Source organism: Marinobacter lutaoensis (genome assembly GCF_001981305.1).
Lineage (GTDB): Bacteria > Pseudomonadota > Gammaproteobacteria > Pseudomonadales > Oleiphilaceae > Marinobacter > Marinobacter lutaoensis.
Genome location: NZ_MSCW01000009.1, coordinates 165,262 through 184,291, shown reverse-complemented (window position 1 = coordinate 184,291; position 19,030 = coordinate 165,262). Strand labels below are relative to the sequence as shown.

The window sequence follows — 19,030 nt, the reverse complement described above, 5'->3', positions numbered from 1 at the left end:
GTCAATCCAACCACCTTACACAGTTGATTTCCGCGCTTCGATAGGCTTTTTTGGCGTCCTTGCCATAGCCCATGCGGTCGAATACTTGCTTTACCTCGTCACCGGTGTTCGCGAAATCCTCTACCAGATGCTCATCGATGTGCAGCACAATTCGACCGCCCCGGGTCGTGTACAGTTTCGCCCGTTGGCCCCGTGACTTGTCCGCCAGCTCGGCCTCGCCATGCTCCAGTCCGAAAAACGCAACATCGAACCCTTCGGAATGGAACAGTTCGATTTCACGAACCGCGCGTTTTTTCTTCTCGTCACCCGATTCGTCGTGGCCACGCGATCCTGCGTTTCCGGTCACCGGGGCCGGCGTCGTTTTGGGCTGTTCGCCGGCAACCGTATCGGTTGCGTTGATCACCGCCTGCATCCGGCTTTGTTCTGGATTCACTGTTTGCGGCTCTTTAGCCTCAGTCACCCGGTCATCCGCCAGCCTGTGCTCCTGATCGCGCCCAGTCTCGTGTTCTTCACCCGCGGTGGATGTCTCAACAGGCTCCGGCAGGAACTCTTCGTTGGCCTGTTCTGAAACAGCCTTCCGGCCGATTGATGTAATCGCTTGGAGAAACCCGCGCCGCTTGGGTTTCTCTACTTGCGCATTGGCATCCAATGCCTCGCCCGACGCTGCAAAGTCTTCTGATTTCCCAGAATCGGAAGTACGACTTTCCAGCTGCAAATCCTCGTCTTCCCACTCATCGATCAACGATGCCAAGTCTTCATCGTCTTCATCGAGGTCGGCCAGGGTCAAATCACCATCGGTCGTCTCGGTGATTGTATTCGCCATGGATTCCACTGTGCCGTTCTGATCCAGTTCGGTTGCAATCTCTTCGAGATCCCGTTCGTCAACGTGAAACTCATCCTCGTTGTCATCCAGGGGCGCCGGCGCAGCCGTTTCCATTTCACCGTTGGACGCTGGTGAGCTGCCATTCTCTGAAGCACCAGATGATGCGGCGACTTCCGTCAGTTCCACTGGTGGCACCACAAGCCCCAGCTCCTCCCGAATCAACTCGGAAGTAATCGGTGGGACATGGGTGCAGATATGTTCCCGCCAGCCATTGTCATCATTGAGCTGTTGAGCAATCAGTTGGCTCAGTTCAAGGGGTGTGATTGGTTTGCCAGACTCCGAGCACAGATTGCGCGGATAACCCAGCAAGCGAATCGCTGGAATGTCGCCATTGTGCTTGCGCGGTGCGTAACAATCCGAAGGCTGCCAACCACGAGGATTCGAAATCTCCAGAGTCGCACGAAGATAACCGGTCACGCTGACTTCCACTCGGCCACCTTGGTGCGTATTCATCACCGCAACGGCAGTAAACAGTTGCCCTGCGGTTACGAACTTGCCCACAGGCTGATCCATCGCTTTAACCCTCGGAGGTAGCACTTCCAATTTCGTGATGTGCACCGGGGTTCCGTGATTCCAGAAGTCTTTGTTCATATCGAGTGCATGATTCATGGTAGCAACCTTCTTTGACGGGCTGGCGGCCAACCAGCACAAACAGACTGTTCGTAAACTTCGCAGAGGGTATCTTAAACCATTCTTCGATATAGTAGGGCGCTCAGCTCCAAACGCGCAATCCTCAAATAGTGCGGAGCCCGGCGCGCAAACGATGCTTGGGTGAGGATGTGTTACCCGGTCACAATTGTCAGCCGGGCCATGTGAAGCCATTCCTGGCAGGCGGCACGAGCACCTTTGACCCGATAGGACCCGATAGCCCTGCCAGATGCCTGATGACGATTGCCATGGATATACGCCTCAGTGCATTAAGGTGCACCGTGCAATATAATGCACAATGAAATGAAAGTGGGCACCAGGAGGACAACCCACAATGCTGGCAATTGACACACCAATGACCCATAGACCATCACAAGAACCTCGGGCACCCATCGGCCTCGCCATTCGTTACGCGAGGAAGGCTGCAGGACTGTCTGGCGAAAAACTTGCAGAAGCAACCGGGCTATCACTCCGCACGATTATCAAAATTGAGCAAGGCGACGGAGCGGTAGCCTTTGGCAGATACAAAACCGTTGCTTGCGAGCTAGGCCTCGAATGGATGTTCGATGTTTTTGGTCGTGATACCAGCGATGAAGCCCTTGGGACACCGAAATACTATTTGTCTGGCATGACAGCACTATGCCTACCACCGGCTGATGGCCGACCGCCAGCACTCTGGTACACAAGCGGCTTGAGCAACCCTTCAAGCTGGCGGATTGCCGGGAAGCACACAGCACATACAGGCGCACTACTCGGTGTGGCGGGCCTATGGAATGCCACCGCAACCATTGCACAGTATGGCGTGATTGCGCCGTGTATCTGGGCGGCCAATCCAGAACGCGCGGTATTCGACCTGCTGATAGACAGCTGCGAGATCCGCCGGTGCAGAGTGCCTAATGTGCAGGTTACCGATATTGATGATGTGGTTAACCTGGGACAAGTGAGGGAATGGCTAGCGCAATGTGAGCCCTTCCTATCAGACGCAGCCCGAGAAGGCATTGAGGACTGGCTGAATGGAGGTCACCAGTGAACCTAACAAAACAACAACAAACTCATCGACAAATCATGGAGGCGATCTGCGAGGTCATCCATGACGAAGGCAAGCCCCTAGTCTTGAAAGGGGGGACTGCACTGCTTCTAGGATACGATTTGCAACGGTTCAGCGAAGATCTGGATTTCGATCTTACAACTGAATTGCAGGGGCACCTAAACATAGAGAGGATCTGCAACAGCGCCATCAAAAAGCTGGCCGGAAAGGGAATTAAGGTTAGCCTCTCAGACTTCAACGAGCCCAAGAAAACTGGAACAACCCACCGCTGCCGGCCGATGTTCGCAACCGGCGAGGGTGAACCACTGATCCCCATCAAAATTGAGATTTCTTCGCGGACCACGCCTGACCCAGCCAGCATATGCGTGATCAACGGCATACAGATGTACTCCATCAGCCAAATCGCGCACCTGAAGCTATTGGCGGCACGAGAAGACCCAACCATGCCTTACCGAACAGCGGCTCGCGATCTGCATGACCTGGCATTCATTGCGAGTCGGTATTCAGCAGATCTCCCCCCGGAACTGATAGCGCAGCTTGAAGAGTTCTTTAGCGATCCAACCCACCTAATGGAACGCTATGCCAGCGCGTATGATGGCGACCCCATACTTAACGGCCGGCTATTTGATGATCTCAGTATCATCGAGGGCTGGTTAGATGATCAGAATGATGAAGACACACTTTCTATGTTTGGGCCATGTTAAATGAGTGAGTCATCCTTAAAGTCTGTCAGCCATTTCTTCAAATAGAGCTTCGCCATTGGCGACATACAGGTGAATTTCCATTTCAGGTTGGTGACCCATCTCCAATACCGCCAGGCAATCTACCAGCAACGCGCGATCCAACCTCCGCAGCTCGGTCATATCTATCGGGAAACACTTGCCGTTATAAAGACCGGGTATTCGTATTATGTGAGTGATTCCCGTCTATAATTGGCTGCGTTCCAATCCAAATTAAATCGTAATACATGGTTGATATGGGTTGCTGTTGCGGCTATGGTAAGTCGCATTTGATGATTGATGAGATCGTAGGGATGATAGAAGCTGCAGCACTAGCCCAATCCAGTTACTTAAGCAATAAGCCTGAAATCGAGCGCAAAAGTTTGGGGCAATATTTCACTGGTGCCCCTGTGGCCGATTACATGGCTTCCATGATCAGGCCGATTGATGCGCCGGTAGTCCGCATCCTAGATGCCGGGGCTGGAGCCGGGATTCTCACAATCTCGGCAGCGCTTCGCTGCCTGAAAATTGGCAACAACCAGGTGCATGCGGTTCTCTATGAGATCGACGGCGATGCCATCAAGCATCTGGAAGTGAACATGAAGCAGGTCACCCAGCAGTTCCGAAAACAGGGCGGCCAGTTCACCTTTGAGATCCGCAACGAGGATTTTGTGCTGTCCAGGCCGGACAGGACCGAGGCCCCATTTCATGTGTCCTCGATCAATCCGCCTTACTTCAAGTACAACTCAAAAACCTCACCCTACGCTGGAGCAACTGCAGACCTGTTCAAGGGCAACCCCAATATCTACGCCTCATTCATGGCCGTGGTGACCGCCTGTCTAGCCCCAAAGGGCCAGATGGTGGCTATCGTACCGCGCAGCTTTACCAATGGCCTCTACTTTAAGGGCTTTCGCCACTACCTGAACCAGACCATGAGCCTGGACAAGCTACATACCTTTCGCTCGCGGGATAAGCTCTTCAAAGAGCTGTCGGTACTGCAGGAAAACGTCATTTGCAGCTACACCAAGCGCCGCCAGACGGCGCGCATCGAGGTATGCACCTCCACCGGCTACGAGGATCTGAACCAGGTGGAAACCCAATGCTACCCGGCCAAGCTGCTGATCGATACCACCAACGAGCATGAAATTATCCGCATTCCTGAATCCGCCGAAGATGCCGCCATTCTGCAGACTGTAGAAGAATGGCCCTCCAGCTTCCAGGAAAACGGTTACTTCATCTCTACCGGCCCGGTGGTCGAGCATCGCACCAGGGAATACATCACCACACCGAACCACAAGGCAGATAGTGTGCCCCTTCTCCGCATGCACAACGTCAAAGCCTTCAAGACCGTGTGGACCGGAAGCAACAAGAAAGACGCCCGTTTCAAGTTACTCGACGGCCACGACAAGCACACCTCGGACAATCAGCCCTATGTGCTTCTGAAGCGGTTTAGCTCGAAAGATGAAAAACGCCGCTTGGTGGCTGGGGTTCACGATCCGCGGGCCATCAAAGGCAAGCTGATAGCCTTGGAAAACCACCTGAACTACATAGGCATGGCAGATGGTGAATTAGACCTAGTGGAGGCCTACGGCCTAGCCGCCTTGTTCAATTCCACGCTTATGGATAAGTACTTCCGCTGCATTTCTGGAAACACGCAGGTCAACGCAACGGAAATCAGGCTGTTAAAGCTTCCGACTAGGGAAGTGATTCGCCAAATAGGGGCTGCCTTCAAGGAAGGAGCGGAAACAGGTCAACAGCATACTGACAACATTGTCAATTTTTATTTGAAAGTGAAGGAAACAGCTGTCGCATGAGCAAAGAACAAAAACTGAAAGAAGCACAAGAGTTGCTTAAGGCATTGGGAATGCCGAAAAAGCAATACAATCAGCGTTCGGGCTGGGTTTTCCTGGCACTCGCCAATATCCGGCCACAAGACGAGTGGAAGGACGCACAGGCACCTATGCTGCCAACCGTGGAAATTATGCAGTTCATTCGAGAACACTATGGCCAGGACTACAAGCCCAATTCTAGGGAAACCATACGACGCCAGACGCTACACCAGTTCGAGCAGGCCCGAATTGTCGATCGTAACCGGGACGATCCGTCCCGGCCCACTAACAGCAAGGACAATAACTATTCTCTTAATCAGCCTATCATTGATGTTCTAAGAGAATACCCGAACGGAGCCTGGCAACAGAAGATCGAAGAATACAAGGAGGACTTGCACAACCTCCAGGAACTCTACCAGCGAAAGCTCGATATGGAAAAAATCCCCGTTCGCCTGCCAGGAGGCCAAGAAATCAAGCTGTCACCCGGCAAGCACAACCAGCTACACGCCGACATAGTGCATGAGTTCTGTCCACGCTTCATTGGGAAATCCGGCGTCGTGCTGTATATCGGTGACACAGCCAGCAGCCGGAACGAGGGCGGCAAGCTCTTGGTACTAGAGGCAGCTCAACTGGAAGCCCTAGGCGTCCCGCCTATGTCCCATGACAAGCTGCCTGATGTGGTGGTGTACGACGAAAAGCGGGAATGGCTATTCCTGATAGAAGCGGTCACCAGTCACGGCCCAGTATCTCCTAAGCGCTGGATCGAACTGGAACAAGCATTGAAAACCTGTAAGGTTGGCCGGGTCTATGTGACCGCCTTTCCGAACACTGCAGAATTCCGTAGGCATGCAGCGGATATTGCCTGGGAAACAGAGGTCTGGATCGCGGAAAACCCCGATCACATGATCCACTTCAATGGTGATCGTTTCTTAGGTCCTCACGAGAGAAAAGAGTAGCTGGATGCCTGCAAACATTCTGAATCTCTCGACGTATGAAGTAACTCATATCGATGAAAATGAACATGACTACCATGTTACTGCTGCCGTAAAGGCTCTACCCATCGCGTGTGTCCACTGTCACTCTACCAATATTCGTGGTTTTGGTCGCAGAGAACAATTAATCCGCGACCTTCCCATGCACGGCAAGCGCGTGGGTGTCTATGTTGATACTCGCCGCTACCAGTGCCAGAGCTGCAATAAGACGTTTTACGCGCCACTGCCGGACATAGACGAAAAGCGCAAAATGACCAAGCGCTTGGTTGAGTGGATCGGCAAGCAGGCTATTACTCGCACTTTCACAAGCATTGCAGATGAAGTTGGCATTGTTGAAGGTACGGTCCGCTCGATCTTCCGTGACTACATCAATGCGCTGGAAAAGACCGTCCGATTTGAAATCCCCCAGTGGATGGGCATTGATGAGATCCACCTGATCAAGCCTCGCTGTGTAATCAGCAACATCCAGAACAACACCATTGTTGAGATTCTGAAAGACAGAAATAAGCCTACGGTCACACGCTACCTGAGCCAGCTCAAGGGGCTTGACCAAGTGCATTATGTGGCGATGGATATGTGGAAGCCCTGGGAGCATTCAAAACCGAAATGAAGCGCCCCAAGTTCAAGAGAAGACGGCCCGAACCAGAACTGGAAGGAGCGGTGTACTACAAGATGTTCACCCGAGCGCCTGCTGATACTGCGGAGGAATCAACACAGGAGGTGAAAAACTATGGGGTAGATATATCAACCCTGACGGACATGATCGAGCGGGGTCTGATTTAAACCCTGATCAACCATCAAATACGAATACCCTAAAGACCAAGCAGGAAGCGAGCGACCACGGAAGACTGACCCGTATCATTGAGGGCTACCGGCGGCAGGCGAAATAGGGCGGCCTGGCCCCGCTGGCGGATCACTGGAAGCTCGGTTTCTATAAACATCCTCTGAGCTGCGAGCTTGGCTGCCATTCGGTCCCGCATCAATGGTCACTTGTGCCGGGCATCCATGCCACCTTGAGCCAAATCATGTCCGGCATTCGTGTTTACCAAACCCCGATGTCGTTTCCATGTTCGTCCCGGCGTCGGCCGGTATTGACATGTCGATGCCAGCCGTCCGGCTCGCCGTTGCCATCCCAGTCGTTGAGAGCAGCCAGCGCATCTGTCAATGAATGGTAGCACCAGCGTTCTTTGTATCCCGATGGCGTGAAATCAGCGATGATCGCCCAGGTGAACAAAAATGGTTTTACACCAGCAGTTCGTCCATTCTCATAATGAGTGACTTTGACGCATTCGCTGATAGTGGGGAATTGTTCAGTATCTCCGGAGATAGTCTGATTTTCAGGCATAGCGTTCCTCATAATGCCATGGTGAGTGAAAGTTTCCTCAAATGTCATTAAACTCAGCCCACTATCACATGTCAAATACTTAGCAGTATTTGACATTGGGCGAGTTCGGAGGCATCATCTGTCATGGGAGGTGTGGCCCGTAGTTATTGCCCCACTGGCCCCACTTTTTGCCTTCTTTGTCTCACCACTTTGAATGACTTTATGGGAAATCGGATATGAGTCACAGATTGTATGAGGGGTTGTATGAGGGGCTCGCTGAGTGCGGTGTCCACCCCAACCACGAAAACGCAGTCGAGTTTGCCTATAAGGATGTTGAGCACTCAGTTCACGATAAGGAGCGCATGCCAGCGGACTCAGATCTGGTCTGCTTCTGGGTCAAAAACGCGCATAAAAAGGGAATACTGTTCAAGTTGGATGTCGATGTGAACAAGCGTCGTTTGATGTGGTTTCTGGGGTCTATTGGGGTCCCTTTTGAGGACGCTGACACCTTCGTTTCAAAAACCATTTTTGAGTCCAGCGTTCAATAGAGTTCCATGGGAAATCGACATGTACGACGCAGATGAGAAGCAATATTCGAGTGAGGATGGGAGATCGGAATGAAGAAGCTCACAGACCGCCAAAAACAGGTTCTTGCGTTCCTGAAGGGAAAAGGCTGGACCAGTCCAACCGAAATTGGACGCTCGGTCTGGGGTAACGGGCATCACTCGTCCAGCGCGTCTCCCGTGTGTAAGCGCCTGGTTCAACTTGGTGCTCTTGAACGGAATGACGTTGGTCATTATCGGCGGAAAGAACCGTTCATCGAACAATGAAACCTTCCAGTAACAGTATGGAATTCGGGAGAAATAGAGATGCTTGACAGTCGTGTTCGTCGTTTGGCTTGCCTGGGACGCCCTCACCGGAACCGCTCAGCGATTCAAAAACTAAATGGGAATTCGGAGTCAGATGAATATTCAACTCAGCCCTGGGCAAAGAGTCTTCTTTGCCCTACTCGCAGGAACACTGACTGGAGCGTTGTTATACTCAATTGGCGCACCCCAAATTTGGGCAGTAACAATCCCCGGGGCTGTGTCTGCCAGCGTGATGGTTGCTCTTAAATGATGGCGGAAAACCAGCCATTCATGTAAATGGTCTCTTGCTCTGCCTTCTGCTCCTAGTCGCCAACCCTACATCTGATTAGAAATCAGAAGCTCAGTAACACATATGGCAAATCGCACATTTCCAGGATTTCCGCTGATCGATACTGCGAGTACGCTCGACGAACAAATTGCAAATGATGGATACCCGGCTGTACGAAGCAAGATCCAAACCCTGTCTGTTGATTCAGCGCTTGCACTTCGAGATCTGACCGCCAGCCTCAATTTTGTCGCTGATTATTCCGGTGTCCCGGGATCGTACAACCGTTTCCGAAGCGAGGTTCAGCGGTTTCTGAACTATCTCTGGGTCGTGGCCGGCCGGACGCTCGATCAGGTGGACGCCGAGGTGGTATCCGGTTACTTCAAGTTTCTCAAGAACCCGCCAGCCGCCTGGGTGGCTCCCAATATTCATTCGGGGTTCCTTGACGAACAAGGACAGCGGGTTATCAATCCCCGATGGCGCCCCTTCACCAGTCAACGCTCCAAGGGCAAGCGGTACACCGCCAGCCCAGCCAGCCTGAAATCATCTCGGACTGTCCTCTCCTCGTATTTTCGGTTTCTCCGTCAGCGGCGGATTATGGCTGAAGACCCTTTCTTAGAGGTTCGTCGTCGAGACATGAAGGCGAAATCCAATGCCTTGCTGGAACGCCAAGAAGTCTCGGTGCGTAGATACACAGACTGGCAATGGTCGTTTATAAGGGAGACTATCGAGCAGGCGGCGGACCAGGACCCAAAATACGAGCGGCACCTGTTTGTCATCGTTACCATGAAAACCCTATTTTTGCGGATCAGCGAACTTTCCGTTCGGAAGATAGACGGCGAGCTTCGGATACCGGCATTCTCTGATTTTCAAAAACAGGTCATTGGCAGCGAAGCCTTCTGGACTTATTACGTGTTCGGCAAGGGAGATAAAGGTCGCACCATCACCTGTCCTGATGCCTACCTACCCTATCTCAAACGTTGGCGGGCCTATTTGGGGTGCGACTCTCCCCTTCCCTTGCCCAATGAACCCAGGGCCATCCTTCCGTCCGCCCGTGGTGGTGGTCTGGGTGCTCGTCAGATTCAACGGATTTGCGAAGAAGGTATTATGCTGGCAGTCCAGAAGATGAAGGATGACGGTTTTTCAGATGAGGCCGCCCAATTGGAGGCGATTGCCTCGGAAACCCATTATCTTCGACACACTGGGGCCAGTCAGGCGATTGAAGCCGGTGCGGATATCCGACATATTTCCGAAGAGCTTGGCCATGCCAGTGCAGCCTTCACGGAACAAATTTACATCAACGCGGACCAGGTTCGGCGTCGGTCAGCTGGTCGCAATCGTAGTGTTTAACCATGGTGCGCTTACCAGGAACTCCCAGGCATATAATTGGATCAACAGCATGAGTAAAACTAAGTCCAGCTTTTACCGTCGCCTCTACATTGCGTACCTCATCGAATCGGGAGTCAATACAGTTCCTGCAATCGTGAGAGCGACTGGTATGCCGCGTCGCACCGCCCAAGAGACAATTTTGGCGCTCAGTGAACTTGGTATCCGTTGTGAATTTGTGGGGCCAAAGAAAACAGGAAAATACAAGATCCTGAACTGGGGTCCGATTAATAAAAAGTGGATTAAAGACAATTTGCAGCACATCCGGGACGTACTACAATGTCTTTAAATCAGCCATCCCTTTACTGCTCTCCCCTGCGGCCCTGGCAACATTGGGACAACCCAGCAGTTCTGGATCATCACCAGACCAGTTGGACGAACCACGCTGCACTCAATCACTGAAGACTAGGATGGGAATCCGGAGATCGGCGGCATTTAAACAGTGAAAATATGCTCTACGTGGCCCAGTCAGCGGTTTTCATGTACACTGAACCCCATGAGGAATCCCGTAAGGAGGATTAACATGACACCTATCGAGTATGTTGCGATAATCGGCACGACGATTGGTGTAACCACGCTGGCCTTGTTTTGGTGGTCAACAACAGAAAAGGCTGACAGGTTTTTCAGGATGCTGGATGAAAAATTCTTGCCCAGCAAGCATAAATCGGACAAAACCGCCCACTGAGGGCGGTTTTTTTTGTGCCTGCCTGAAAATCTTGTTTGTAATTGTAATGGTGGGCCTGGGTTTCGCAATGGCAGCGATTCTCAGTCTTAAATTCGGATGGAATTGGGGTGTTGAATCAGTGCCATTTGAATCCTTCTATGCAGCGCATGTTGATGGGGCTATAATTGGTCTAACAGTGGGATACATTGCAGCGCTGTTACACATGACCTTACGCCTGAAACCCGGCAGCGAAGCCATTAATTAGATCAACAGCATGGGTAAAACGACGAGGCGCCAACTGAATATCTTGTGAGACGCTTGGTGAGATATGGGGAGCGGTGCGCATGGAACACAATCTAGTCGTCCCAGAGCATTATCCCGAGCTACGCCTCATTTGCTGGCATAGCAATCCATCCGTTGCCATTACCGAGCAAGAAGCATTTGCACTGTACGAACGAAACTGGCGGTACATCGACACGAGCCGACTTACTGAGCAAGAAGCGCGGCTCATTGAGCGTCTGAAAAATCAGTTTGGCTCAGGAGTAATCAATGGATAGCAAGCGTCAGCACCACCAACGTATTGCTCGCGTACTTGAGTCAATGAACAGCCGTCTTCTTCAAGATACTCAATGTCTGTTTGGGGGAGGCACCGCGATAGCCCTGCAGCTTGATGAGTTTCGGCTGAGTACAGACATAGGTTTTATTTGCTCAAGTCATGAAGGTTACCGGAAGCTGCGCAGCGTAGTAGGTCAGTTTTCGACAACAGGCCTGTCGCCCCTATTCAACAAATCAGTCCCCCAGCTTCGGGAAGTTCGGGCCGACCGTTACGGCATCCGCAGCGTCCTGGACGTTGATGGCGTTCCGATCAAATTTGAAATTGTCCGCGAAGACCGGATTTCACTGGATGCGTCGATAGATCTGCTCCACGGTGTGCCAACAATATCCCGGATTGACGCATATGCTGAGAAGCTGCTAGCCAACTCGGATCGCTGGGCTGATCGGTCTGTTCTGAGCCGCGATATACTCGACTTGTGCCGAATGATTGGGGCCTGGGGCGAAATACCGATAGAGTCCGCAAGGAAAGCGTGTTCCGCTTACGGCGAGGTCGTTATTCAGGATCTTGCTTCCGCTGCTCGGCAACTTCTGCAGGATGATTCATATCGCCAGAAATGCTTCTGCAATCTTCATATCGACTCCGATGTGCAAGTTCAGCTTCTTACCACCCTGCAACGTTTATCAACGGGAAATTGTGCACCAGGTTTAATCGACGCCCTTCATAATGATCCTGAACCTGGCCCTGGGCTTGCCTGATGCACACCTCGTCAATGAACTGCGCTGCGGGAACGCTCTATGCGATCCGCAGCACTTCACTATCACTATCAGCCTGAGTTAGATCATCATCATCAAGCTCCGCCCCTAAAACATCTGCCTCACACTCTGTCTCATCGTGGTTTTCCCCGAGTACACGAGCTAAAGCATTTCTCCGCTCTTCCTGCTCACGCTGTTTTATTTGGGCGATCGCTTTATTGCGAGCCGATCTGAATGCCGGCACCCACTCCCGATCTTGGAAACCCAAACTGCTAAGATCGCTGTCTCCCCAATCTGCGGTAAGTTCAGGCCATTTTTCAAGCCCGGTTGTTATTAACTCGTCATCGCCAAGGGTAACCCAATAGTCAAACGCGCAGCAGTTATCACAAGTGCTTCGGAAGCTCGGGTCCGCGCCGCGGCGCAACAGTTCTCGGATAATATCGCCAAAGTCCCCATATCGCTCATGCAGTGCGCTGGCTTCATGCAGAAGCGTTTCATTGTGATGGTCCCGCGCATTTACGTCCTCAATCTTTTTCAGCTTTTTCACGAACGCGGCAACGTCCATGTTAGGGTGCATTGTCTTGTGGAGTTTTAGATCCGGACAACTTACTCTCGTCAAAACGGTTTCTTTTTCCCCGTCCCGGGTTCTATGCTCCTTCACGCGACCCGCAATCGTGTATGTAAGGCCTTCTTTGAACTTCTCGGAGCCGGAATTAAACCATGTGAGTTTTGAGCCTGTTTCGTTATCTTCAAAAATGTGAAGAACAGAGAAACCGAACTGCCCATCAATGGGCACCTTCCGAATTAACGTAACGCTTCGCTCTATTCGCTCATCCTTTTGACCAATGAACATTGGCGCTTTAGGCGATCGTATTTTCGCTTTGGCCTTGCATGTGGCTTGACTGAGTTCCCGTTGAAATGCGGCAACCGCGCTTGCCGCCAGGCCAATATACTTGCGGGGTATGTATCCTCTTTTTGCAAGCTGTGACAGATTCGCTCGGTATTCCTCGCCTCGATGATCGAACTTTTCATGGGTCAACCAGGCCATAATCAATTCGGCGTTCTCAAAATCCTCGTCCGAAATCCTCACTCGATCGCCTAAAGTGGGTCTCTTGAGAGCATCATAGACGCTAAAGATTGTCGCATTGGGATTGGGAATGCCTTGTCTGTTATCTTTTGGTATCCAGCCTCCGGTAACCCTCACAATCGCTGATGTCAGCCTCAAAATGAACTCCATTGGAACCAAATCATAATTCTTAGCGTCCGCATAAAAGGCATCATCAGGATTAATAACTCCTTCGATGAAGGAGTTAATCGCGTCGTTCATCGCAAGCACTGTCTCCGGGTTCTCGTGCCCAGTGAAATCCTGCAGGCACGAGCTACCCACTTGCTGTACTTTTTGGGCTTCACGATTTTCCAGCAAAAACGTCGTTTTCCGCTGTCGGTTATAATTGCAGTGCTCACATTTGGGCGCACAGATCGAAAGCTCCGACAATAAGTCCTTCGTACTCGCAACCTGATAATTACCCTGGCCATACAGGTGAACCAGATTTCCCGCCTCATCGTGCTCAATTCGTGCAACCACTCGCCAGCCGTTTAACTTCGGCTGTCCAGCAATCAGCTTGACCGACACTACTTCAAGCCATAAAGACTCACCGTGATCACCACCAATGGCAACGCGCTTATTTACTCTCTTCCCAAATTGCAGGGTGAACGGTGGCATACCAATCTTCTGGGCCTTTGCTGAAAGCTCTTTGGCTTTTTCCGATACCCGCTTGCACTGAAATGCAGGAATCTGCGCTTCAATAGTTTGGTAGCCGGCTTGCTGTTGTTCAGGAGTCATTGCCCACCTTCGAAAACTCGCGCTTTATAAGGGGTATTGTGTGAAACCAATCTGGTCGGTTCAATGAGCGGAGCTTTTTGTGATTCTTTTTGGAAACTCGGATGCTATCCGTTGCACTGGATATTGCTCGTGTCATTCAAGCCTCTCAGAAAAAGCACTCCGAGACCGACATACCCTCGTCCTTTGCGCATCACGACCTGCACCAGATTCGAGGCCTTGTTTTAACACTGCACAACGCCATCCTCTTCACTCAACACGTACCCGCGCACCGCATTAGCCGCCTCTGGAAATTCAAGAAAAGCCAGGTGGATGCGCGGGTTGAATTGGGCAGCGCGGCGGAGCCCGGCAACACCAGCCCCGGCGGCAAACAATAAGGAATGGAGCATTCATTAATCTGACCGCACTTCTCACCACGCTCGAAGCGTCCATCATGGTGCGCCCCCCGGCGCATGACCCAGGGCGAGTTGGAAAGTTATCTCGACAAGGCCGCCGACATCCTGCGTGGCAATGCCGACCACTCCGAGTTCCGCGGCTATGTGTTTGCCCTGCTGTTCTACAAGCGCATCAACGACTTCTATTAGGAACAGGTTCGGACCCAGGCCGATATCCTCATCAAGGCGGGCGTGGAGCAGGAGCAGACGCTGCAACTGGCCCGTGATGAAAAGCTGCACCATTTCGTGGTGCCGGAGCCCGCCGTCTGGAACAAGGTCGCCCGCAACGCCAAAGGCCAACTCGGTCAGGCACTGAACGACGCCATGCTCGCCATCGAGCGGGCCAATGCCCACCGGCAGAACAATTTCGACGGCATCGTCACCAACAAGATCGATTTCAACAAGCAGGACGAACTTCCCCACGACAAGTCGGTCAACCTGATCAACCATTTCGGCAACCAGACCTTCGACCACGCCCACGTCTCCGACGACCTGTTCGGCAACGCCTACGAATACCTGATTCGCAACTTTGCCAGCAAGGCGGGCAAGTCGAACGGCGAACTCTACACCCGGCCGAGGTAGGCTTTCTCATGTCCAAGACGCTGTGGAGCCGAAAGAGGGTATGAGCATCTGCGACTGGGCCAGCTGCTCTGGCGGCCTGTTGCTCCACGGCGGCGACGTGCGCCAGCTGTTCCTGCACGGGCAGGAGTCCAACGTCGCCACCTACAACATCTCACGCATCAACATGATCCTGCCAGCCTGTGGGAGGACCCGAAGCTCAACCAGCCCACGGTGATCCTGCTGGTAGACCGGGAACAGCTCGGCGACCAGATAGACCGCGAACTGATGGCCACCGGCACTGAAAATGTGCATCTGGCGGCCAGCAAAAAGGATCTGGAAGCGAAGCTCGCTGGCGATTATCACGGGGTGATCTTCACCACCGAGCACCTGTTCGAGGGGATGCCCAAGCACATCACCAAACAGCGCCCAAACGTCATCGTCATGGCCGACGAGGCGCACCACACCCAGGAGCGGAAGCTGGGCACCTATATACGGGTGGCGGTGGACGGGGCCTCGCTGTTTGGCTTTGCCGGGTGGTGCAGAAAGCCCCGCCGTTCAGGGCGGGGATGGATAGCGCGGACGGCATGGCCGTCCTTGCTCTTGCCGGCACCCTTATCGAGAAGGACCACGGCACCGTCAAGCCGATCCAATGGCAGCCACGGGTGACCGACTGGCAACTGTACGGTAAGAAACTGGATCTCGCCTTCAAGCGGGAATTCGGCCGCCTGGACGACGCGGAACAGAACAAGCTGGTGAGCCAGTCCCCACCCTGGATGTACTGCTGAAACTGCCCAAGCACATCGAGCAGATCGCCGACGATGTGGTAGCCCACTTCAACGAGCACGTGCGACCCAACGGCTTCAAGGCGATACTGGTCTGCAAGGACAAGGAGACGGTGCAGCTCTACACCGAGGCCCTGCGAGCGCGGCAGGGGGACGAGACCGTGATGGCGGTGATCTCCGAAGCGCCCAAGGACGACCGACCTGGACGCGGTGAAGGCGCTCTACTTCGGCGAGGCAAAGCACAAAAAGCTGCTCAACGAGTTTCTGATCCCGGTCCAGTCCGAACTACCGGAACATCAGGACAAGGCGCTGCGCAAGGTGGAGCTGCTAGTGGTCTTCGACATGCTACTGATCGGCTTCAACGCCCCATCCTGCAGGCGTTCCGTTCTATCCCGACAAGAGCCTGCGCGACCACACCCCGCTGCAGACCATCGCCCCGCCCGGGTGAAGCGCCCCTATAACGAGCTGAAGGCGTATCGTCTGGTGCTCGACTACTACGGCATCTTCTCTGGCACCCTCGATCCGTTGAATGCAGCAAACTGGGAACAAGCCCTGGGCGACATGATTGATTCGGCTCGACCAATACTTGCCGGACACACACATTCTGAAGGCGGGCAGATAGAACGCACACTTGACGCACTTTTTCAGTGATAGGCGCCTTATCGTTGCACTACTGACGCACCTGCCGACTCGGCATATTTTCGATACCGGCGGACATCCATCGACATCAAGAAGCTCTCTTTCAAGGTTGTCCCGGTTCTTTCATGGCGTTGATCCAAATCATGCTGGAAGACCAGTTCTGGTTTTCGGTTCTTTGCCGAAGCGTTCTTTCTCGGCTTGGGCTTCGGGATGTACATCGCCAAAGCTGGTGCCAGATAAAACACCGGAACACGGCCCTTAAAACTAAGATTCTTGATGTCCCATTTTTCGTCGTTATCCGCTACCGCAGAGCGGCAGTACACTGCTATCCGACAGTCTTCATTCTCCCCTTTCTTCCATTGAAATTCAGGGTCAGCGCATCCGGCAACCGTTTCAAGGTCAAATCGCGCCTGAATGTCCGTGTTTTGACGCGATTCGAGGACTTCGATAAGAGCGTGACGGCTGATTCTCAGCGTCGAAGGCACAATCGTATGCTTCCAGCGAATCCGGTCGGGGCATACAGGTACCACCGGCACTGCTCGTTCGAGCTGCCGGATATTTAATCTCCGGTGTATGCAGTTGCGAACCATAGCCCCCGCCTCTTTTCGCGAAACATTGACTGGAGCCTCTGGCAACAAAGCGCTATAGATCTTCTCCATCTCTGTCCGAGCCTGATGATCCGTCAACAACACTCGAAGGCGCTTCATTCCCTTTTTAAAGCAGTCCTTCCGGCGATTCAGTTCGAGCAAGGCGCCGAGCGTTTCTCGGGAGCAGGCAATTGCACCGGTGTATACCGTCGTTTCCTTTACGTCCTGACCGTCATGGAAGAAGAAATCCTGTAACGCCGCCGTCGCTATCGCTCTGGCGGAGTTTTCATCGTCCGCAAGCGGCCGAGCCATGATGGCCGGATAGCCTTTCAGGCCATCGGCCATAACGCGCTCGCGTACCCGCGTCGCTTGTTCACAGATTTCCCGGAACGTGCGCCTGAGATCCCCAAGCACACCCTGGCATAGCTGCTCCCGGTCAGCCTCAGTAAGGTCGGGCGTATCCGCTTCGGTATCCAGAAGCGCAAGCTGACTGGCCGCACCAATGGTTTCCCAGCTTTTCGGGATAATGATTTCTTCGAGTTCATCGTCGATATTCAGGTGCTGGATCATCAGCTGTCCTCCATCTCCTGCTCATCCTGATCAGCGTTTTCGTTCCATGATCCATTTTTCCAGAGCTGATCCAACTTAATGTTCCGGGACTTGGCCTCACGTTCGACCGCATCTCGGATGTCCCAGTAGATCTGGTCGGACTCTTTTCGATAGCGAACAATCAGTGATGCTGCCCTCCGGGCGAAATTCGGCACATGCGCGTCCGGCCGGCTCATGTTGTATCCGGCGATCGTGCCGCACCCGAAAAACACCCCCAGGTGTTTTCGCTCAAGTGTCGGGTCAATTTCAGTCATAATCTGGTACAACTCGTCGCCCTTTGGGATCGATGGAACAAACAGTTCCAGGTCTTCCGGGTTCAGGTAAAAGTGGCGCACCAGGATGCTCACAGATGGGTCAATATGCGTATCGTGCTGCTTGCGAAATCTGAAATAGGTTTTCGGTGAAATCCCGAGAACCCACACCATCTCCGAGCTGGACAGCCCTGTCAGCGCTCGAAAATTCGCAAGCAGGCCGCCCGGCGCCCCGGTGATTGGAACCGCCTGCTGCGATTGTGGCGGGCTTGCCGGCCCTTTTGCCGCCCAATTGCCGGCATTCATGACCTCCTGTAGCGTGGTACTTCGGGAGATCGCTTCCAGTTCTAGAGTTTGCATGAATTTGTAATCCCACCACGCCAACCAGCGCTCATAAAGCTCTGTAACAAACTGGATATAGAGTTTCTGGTTCATCCATGACGTGAGGCTGTCTCGCTCAAGCAACACATCCCATGACCACGCCTGAGGGCGGTACATCGACCGGTTTCTTTTGCTATCCGGAATGTGGGTCTGCCAATAATGCTCGTACAATTCCCGGAACTCTTTGGCAAACCGTAAAGCGATCAATGTTTGAATCTGAACCACCGGCCGACTGTTTTCTCTCTGGCTGGCCATGGATTTCGACCTGAGCATTTTGTACGACGTGGCTACTGAGCGACCAAAGTACAACGCAAACCAGCGAGCCGTGTCCTTTTCTGGCGGATTCAGCGGGTGTTCCGGCATTCGCATAAAAGGTTGAATCAACTCATAAATTTCCTGATCCGCGGGACGCGGCGGAATAATTGAGGCGTATTCAGGATGCCTGAGAAACAAACGGATCAAGATGGCATGGTATGGGCGAATGCACTTGAGGCTTTGTCCCTGCTTCCGGTCCGCTTTCTCTGCTGGCACCTTGCGGTTAATGCGTCGGTCGGTAACATGCAGCGACGAAGGCGCATTGCGCAGGCCTGGCAGTTGTTGGGCCTGGATGTTGAGCAGAAAAGCTACATCCATATTGGTCAGCGCCATGGCCCGGGCTTCTGCATTGCTCAGCGGAGACTGTGCGGCCAAAAACTCTTGGAGTACCCCAATCGATGTCCCGTCAATCGGCGTCTTGGGGTCTTTCACATCGCCATTGAAGCGACGTTTTTTTACTGCTACTTTCCTGCCCTTCCGAGTCATATTCTGATACCTATGCAAACTTTTCTCGCCAATATGAGCGTATTGACCCAACACCTTTGTGCCACTGGCTGGTCACAAAATTTCTCTCTGTCACTATAGTTTATATCTCTATACCCGATGAGGAAAGTTTGACGCCTCGCTCCTGAATCCAGTTTCGTGCGGGGTAATACTTTCGTTTCTCTGGACCGTTGTTTGTGGTTCAATATGGGA

Annotated in this window: 23 protein-coding genes and 1 pseudogene; 18 read left to right on the top strand and 6 right to left on the bottom strand. The window is 52.8% G+C overall.

The genetic code is table 11. The features are described 5' to 3' along the window. Position 1: 1 nt before the first annotated feature. Positions 2–1,492 (bottom strand): hypothetical protein, encoded by a 1,491-nt coding sequence (locus BTO32_RS15595; protein ID WP_076725577.1) that lies wholly within the window; start codon positions 1,490–1,492, stop codon positions 2–4. A gap of 373 nt (positions 1,493–1,865) precedes the next feature. Between BTO32_RS15595 and BTO32_RS15590 the strand changes: the two genes are divergently transcribed. Together BTO32_RS15590 and BTO32_RS15585 are read left to right on the top strand one after the other, a co-directional pair. After that, positions 1,866–2,561: a helix-turn-helix domain-containing protein gene (locus tag BTO32_RS15590; RefSeq protein ID WP_076725576.1), complete on the top strand. Its 696-nt coding sequence runs from the start codon at positions 1,866–1,868 to the stop codon at positions 2,559–2,561. Further along, positions 2,558–3,283, top strand: a complete 726-nt coding sequence (locus BTO32_RS15585) for a nucleotidyl transferase AbiEii/AbiGii toxin family protein (protein ID WP_084206879.1) — start codon at positions 2,558–2,560, stop codon at positions 3,281–3,283. Before BTO32_RS15590 ends, BTO32_RS15585 begins: the two co-directional genes overlap by 4 nt. A 15-nt stretch (positions 3,284–3,298) precedes the next feature. On the opposite strand, the gene BTO32_RS15580 is transcribed toward BTO32_RS15585, so the two are convergent. Then, positions 3,299–3,481, bottom strand: a complete 183-nt coding sequence (locus BTO32_RS15580; RefSeq protein WP_425435232.1) for a DUF7673 family protein — start codon at positions 3,479–3,481, stop codon at positions 3,299–3,301. A gap of 110 nt (positions 3,482–3,591) precedes the next feature. Here BTO32_RS15580 and BTO32_RS15575 point away from each other — a divergent pair, with 110 nt between their 5' ends. Genes BTO32_RS15575 through BTO32_RS15565 form a run of 3 tightly spaced genes read left to right on the top strand, consistent with a single transcriptional unit; the run spans position 3,592 to position 6,729 of the window. Next, positions 3,592–5,112: an Eco57I restriction-modification methylase domain-containing protein gene (locus tag BTO32_RS15575; protein ID WP_076725575.1), complete on the top strand. Its 1,521-nt coding sequence runs from the start codon at positions 3,592–3,594 to the stop codon at positions 5,110–5,112. Further along, positions 5,109–6,083, top strand: a complete 975-nt coding sequence (locus BTO32_RS15570) for a BsuBI/PstI family type II restriction endonuclease (RefSeq protein WP_076725574.1) — start codon at positions 5,109–5,111, stop codon at positions 6,081–6,083. The genes BTO32_RS15575 and BTO32_RS15570 overlap by 4 nt, the downstream gene beginning before the upstream one ends. A 4-nt stretch (positions 6,084–6,087) precedes the next feature. Next, the gene (locus BTO32_RS15565) at positions 6,088–6,729 is read left to right on the top strand and encodes a transposase family protein (RefSeq protein ID WP_076725573.1); all 642 of its coding nucleotides are present in this window, start codon (positions 6,088–6,090) and stop codon (positions 6,727–6,729) included. A 432-nt stretch (positions 6,730–7,161) separates the two neighbouring features. On the opposite strand, the gene BTO32_RS17840 is transcribed toward BTO32_RS15565, so the two are convergent. After that, complete coding sequence (locus BTO32_RS17840; protein WP_139339112.1) at positions 7,162–7,464, bottom strand: hypothetical protein; 303 nt, start codon at positions 7,462–7,464, stop codon at positions 7,162–7,164. Between the two features lie 215 nt (positions 7,465–7,679). Between BTO32_RS17840 and BTO32_RS15560 the strand changes: the two genes are divergently transcribed. The 6 genes from BTO32_RS15560 (at position 7,680) to BTO32_RS15540 (ending at position 11,938) form a co-directional block, all read left to right on the top strand. After that, positions 7,680–7,991 (top strand): hypothetical protein, encoded by a 312-nt coding sequence (locus BTO32_RS15560; RefSeq protein WP_076725572.1) that lies wholly within the window; start codon positions 7,680–7,682, stop codon positions 7,989–7,991. 69 nt (positions 7,992–8,060) lie between these two features. Next, on the top strand, positions 8,061–8,273 hold the full coding sequence (locus BTO32_RS17835) for a MarR family transcriptional regulator (RefSeq protein WP_139339111.1): 213 nt from the start codon (positions 8,061–8,063) through the stop codon (positions 8,271–8,273). Between the two features lie 391 nt (positions 8,274–8,664). After that, entirely contained in the window at positions 8,665–9,927 is a 1,263-nt protein-coding gene (locus BTO32_RS15555) for a tyrosine-type recombinase/integrase (RefSeq protein WP_076725571.1), read from the top strand. A gap of 49 nt (positions 9,928–9,976) precedes the next feature. Further along, the gene (locus BTO32_RS15550; protein ID WP_076725570.1) at positions 9,977–10,252 is read left to right on the top strand and encodes a helix-turn-helix domain-containing protein; all 276 of its coding nucleotides are present in this window, start codon (positions 9,977–9,979) and stop codon (positions 10,250–10,252) included. 234 nt (positions 10,253–10,486) lie between these two features. Then, positions 10,487–10,648, top strand: coding sequence for a hypothetical protein (locus BTO32_RS17940; protein WP_175618678.1), 162 nt, complete (start codon positions 10,487–10,489; stop codon positions 10,646–10,648). A gap of 528 nt (positions 10,649–11,176) precedes the next feature. Beyond that, entirely contained in the window at positions 11,177–11,938 is a 762-nt protein-coding gene (locus BTO32_RS15540) for a nucleotidyl transferase AbiEii/AbiGii toxin family protein (protein WP_076725568.1), read from the top strand. 37 nt (positions 11,939–11,975) lie between these two features. Here the strand turns inward: BTO32_RS15540 and BTO32_RS15535 are convergent, their stop codons facing one another. Beyond that, the gene (locus BTO32_RS15535) at positions 11,976–13,778 is read right to left on the bottom strand and encodes a hypothetical protein (RefSeq protein WP_076725567.1); all 1,803 of its coding nucleotides are present in this window, start codon (positions 13,776–13,778) and stop codon (positions 11,976–11,978) included. Positions 13,779–13,879: 101 nt separating this feature from the next. Here BTO32_RS15535 and BTO32_RS15530 point away from each other — a divergent pair, with 101 nt between their 5' ends. The 7 genes and pseudogenes from BTO32_RS15530 (at position 13,880) to BTO32_RS18000 (ending at position 16,203) form a co-directional block, all read left to right on the top strand. Further along, positions 13,880–14,152 carry a hypothetical protein gene (locus tag BTO32_RS15530; protein WP_076725566.1) on the top strand — a complete coding sequence of 91 codons (273 nt, stop codon included), beginning with the start codon at positions 13,880–13,882 and terminating at the stop codon, positions 14,150–14,152. Between the two features lie 75 nt (positions 14,153–14,227). Beyond that, positions 14,228–14,650, top strand: a pseudogene (locus BTO32_RS18250) (type I restriction-modification system subunit M N-terminal domain-containing protein); the annotation flags it as partial. Next, a complete protein-coding gene (locus tag BTO32_RS18245; RefSeq protein WP_281251536.1) occupies positions 14,648–14,791 on the top strand; it encodes an N-6 DNA methylase in 144 nt (47 codons plus the stop codon). The pseudogene BTO32_RS18250 and the gene BTO32_RS18245, both read left to right, overlap by 3 nt. Positions 14,792–14,813: 22 nt before the next feature. Next, the gene (locus tag BTO32_RS18240) at positions 14,814–15,005 is read left to right on the top strand and encodes an N-6 DNA methylase (RefSeq protein ID WP_281251534.1); all 192 of its coding nucleotides are present in this window, start codon (positions 14,814–14,816) and stop codon (positions 15,003–15,005) included. Next, positions 15,002–15,436 (top strand): hypothetical protein, encoded by a 435-nt coding sequence (locus BTO32_RS18005; protein WP_217697034.1) that lies wholly within the window; start codon positions 15,002–15,004, stop codon positions 15,434–15,436. Before BTO32_RS18240 ends, BTO32_RS18005 begins: the two co-directional genes overlap by 4 nt. Next, the gene (locus BTO32_RS18235) at positions 15,433–15,555 is read left to right on the top strand and encodes a hypothetical protein (RefSeq protein WP_281251533.1); all 123 of its coding nucleotides are present in this window, start codon (positions 15,433–15,435) and stop codon (positions 15,553–15,555) included. The genes BTO32_RS18005 and BTO32_RS18235 overlap by 4 nt, the downstream gene beginning before the upstream one ends. 207 nt (positions 15,556–15,762) lie before the next feature. After that, positions 15,763–16,203, top strand: coding sequence for a hypothetical protein (locus BTO32_RS18000; RefSeq protein ID WP_076725564.1), 441 nt, complete (start codon positions 15,763–15,765; stop codon positions 16,201–16,203). 8 nt (positions 16,204–16,211) lie between these two features. Here BTO32_RS18000 and BTO32_RS15515 read toward each other — a convergent pair whose 3' ends face one another. Further along, positions 16,212–17,348 (bottom strand): hypothetical protein, encoded by a 1,137-nt coding sequence (locus BTO32_RS15515; RefSeq protein WP_076725563.1) that lies wholly within the window; start codon positions 17,346–17,348, stop codon positions 16,212–16,214. Next, entirely contained in the window at positions 17,348–18,820 is a 1,473-nt protein-coding gene (locus tag BTO32_RS15510) for a hypothetical protein (protein ID WP_076725561.1), read from the bottom strand. The genes BTO32_RS15515 and BTO32_RS15510 overlap by 1 nt, the downstream gene beginning before the upstream one ends. Positions 18,821–19,030: the final 210 nt, after the last annotated feature.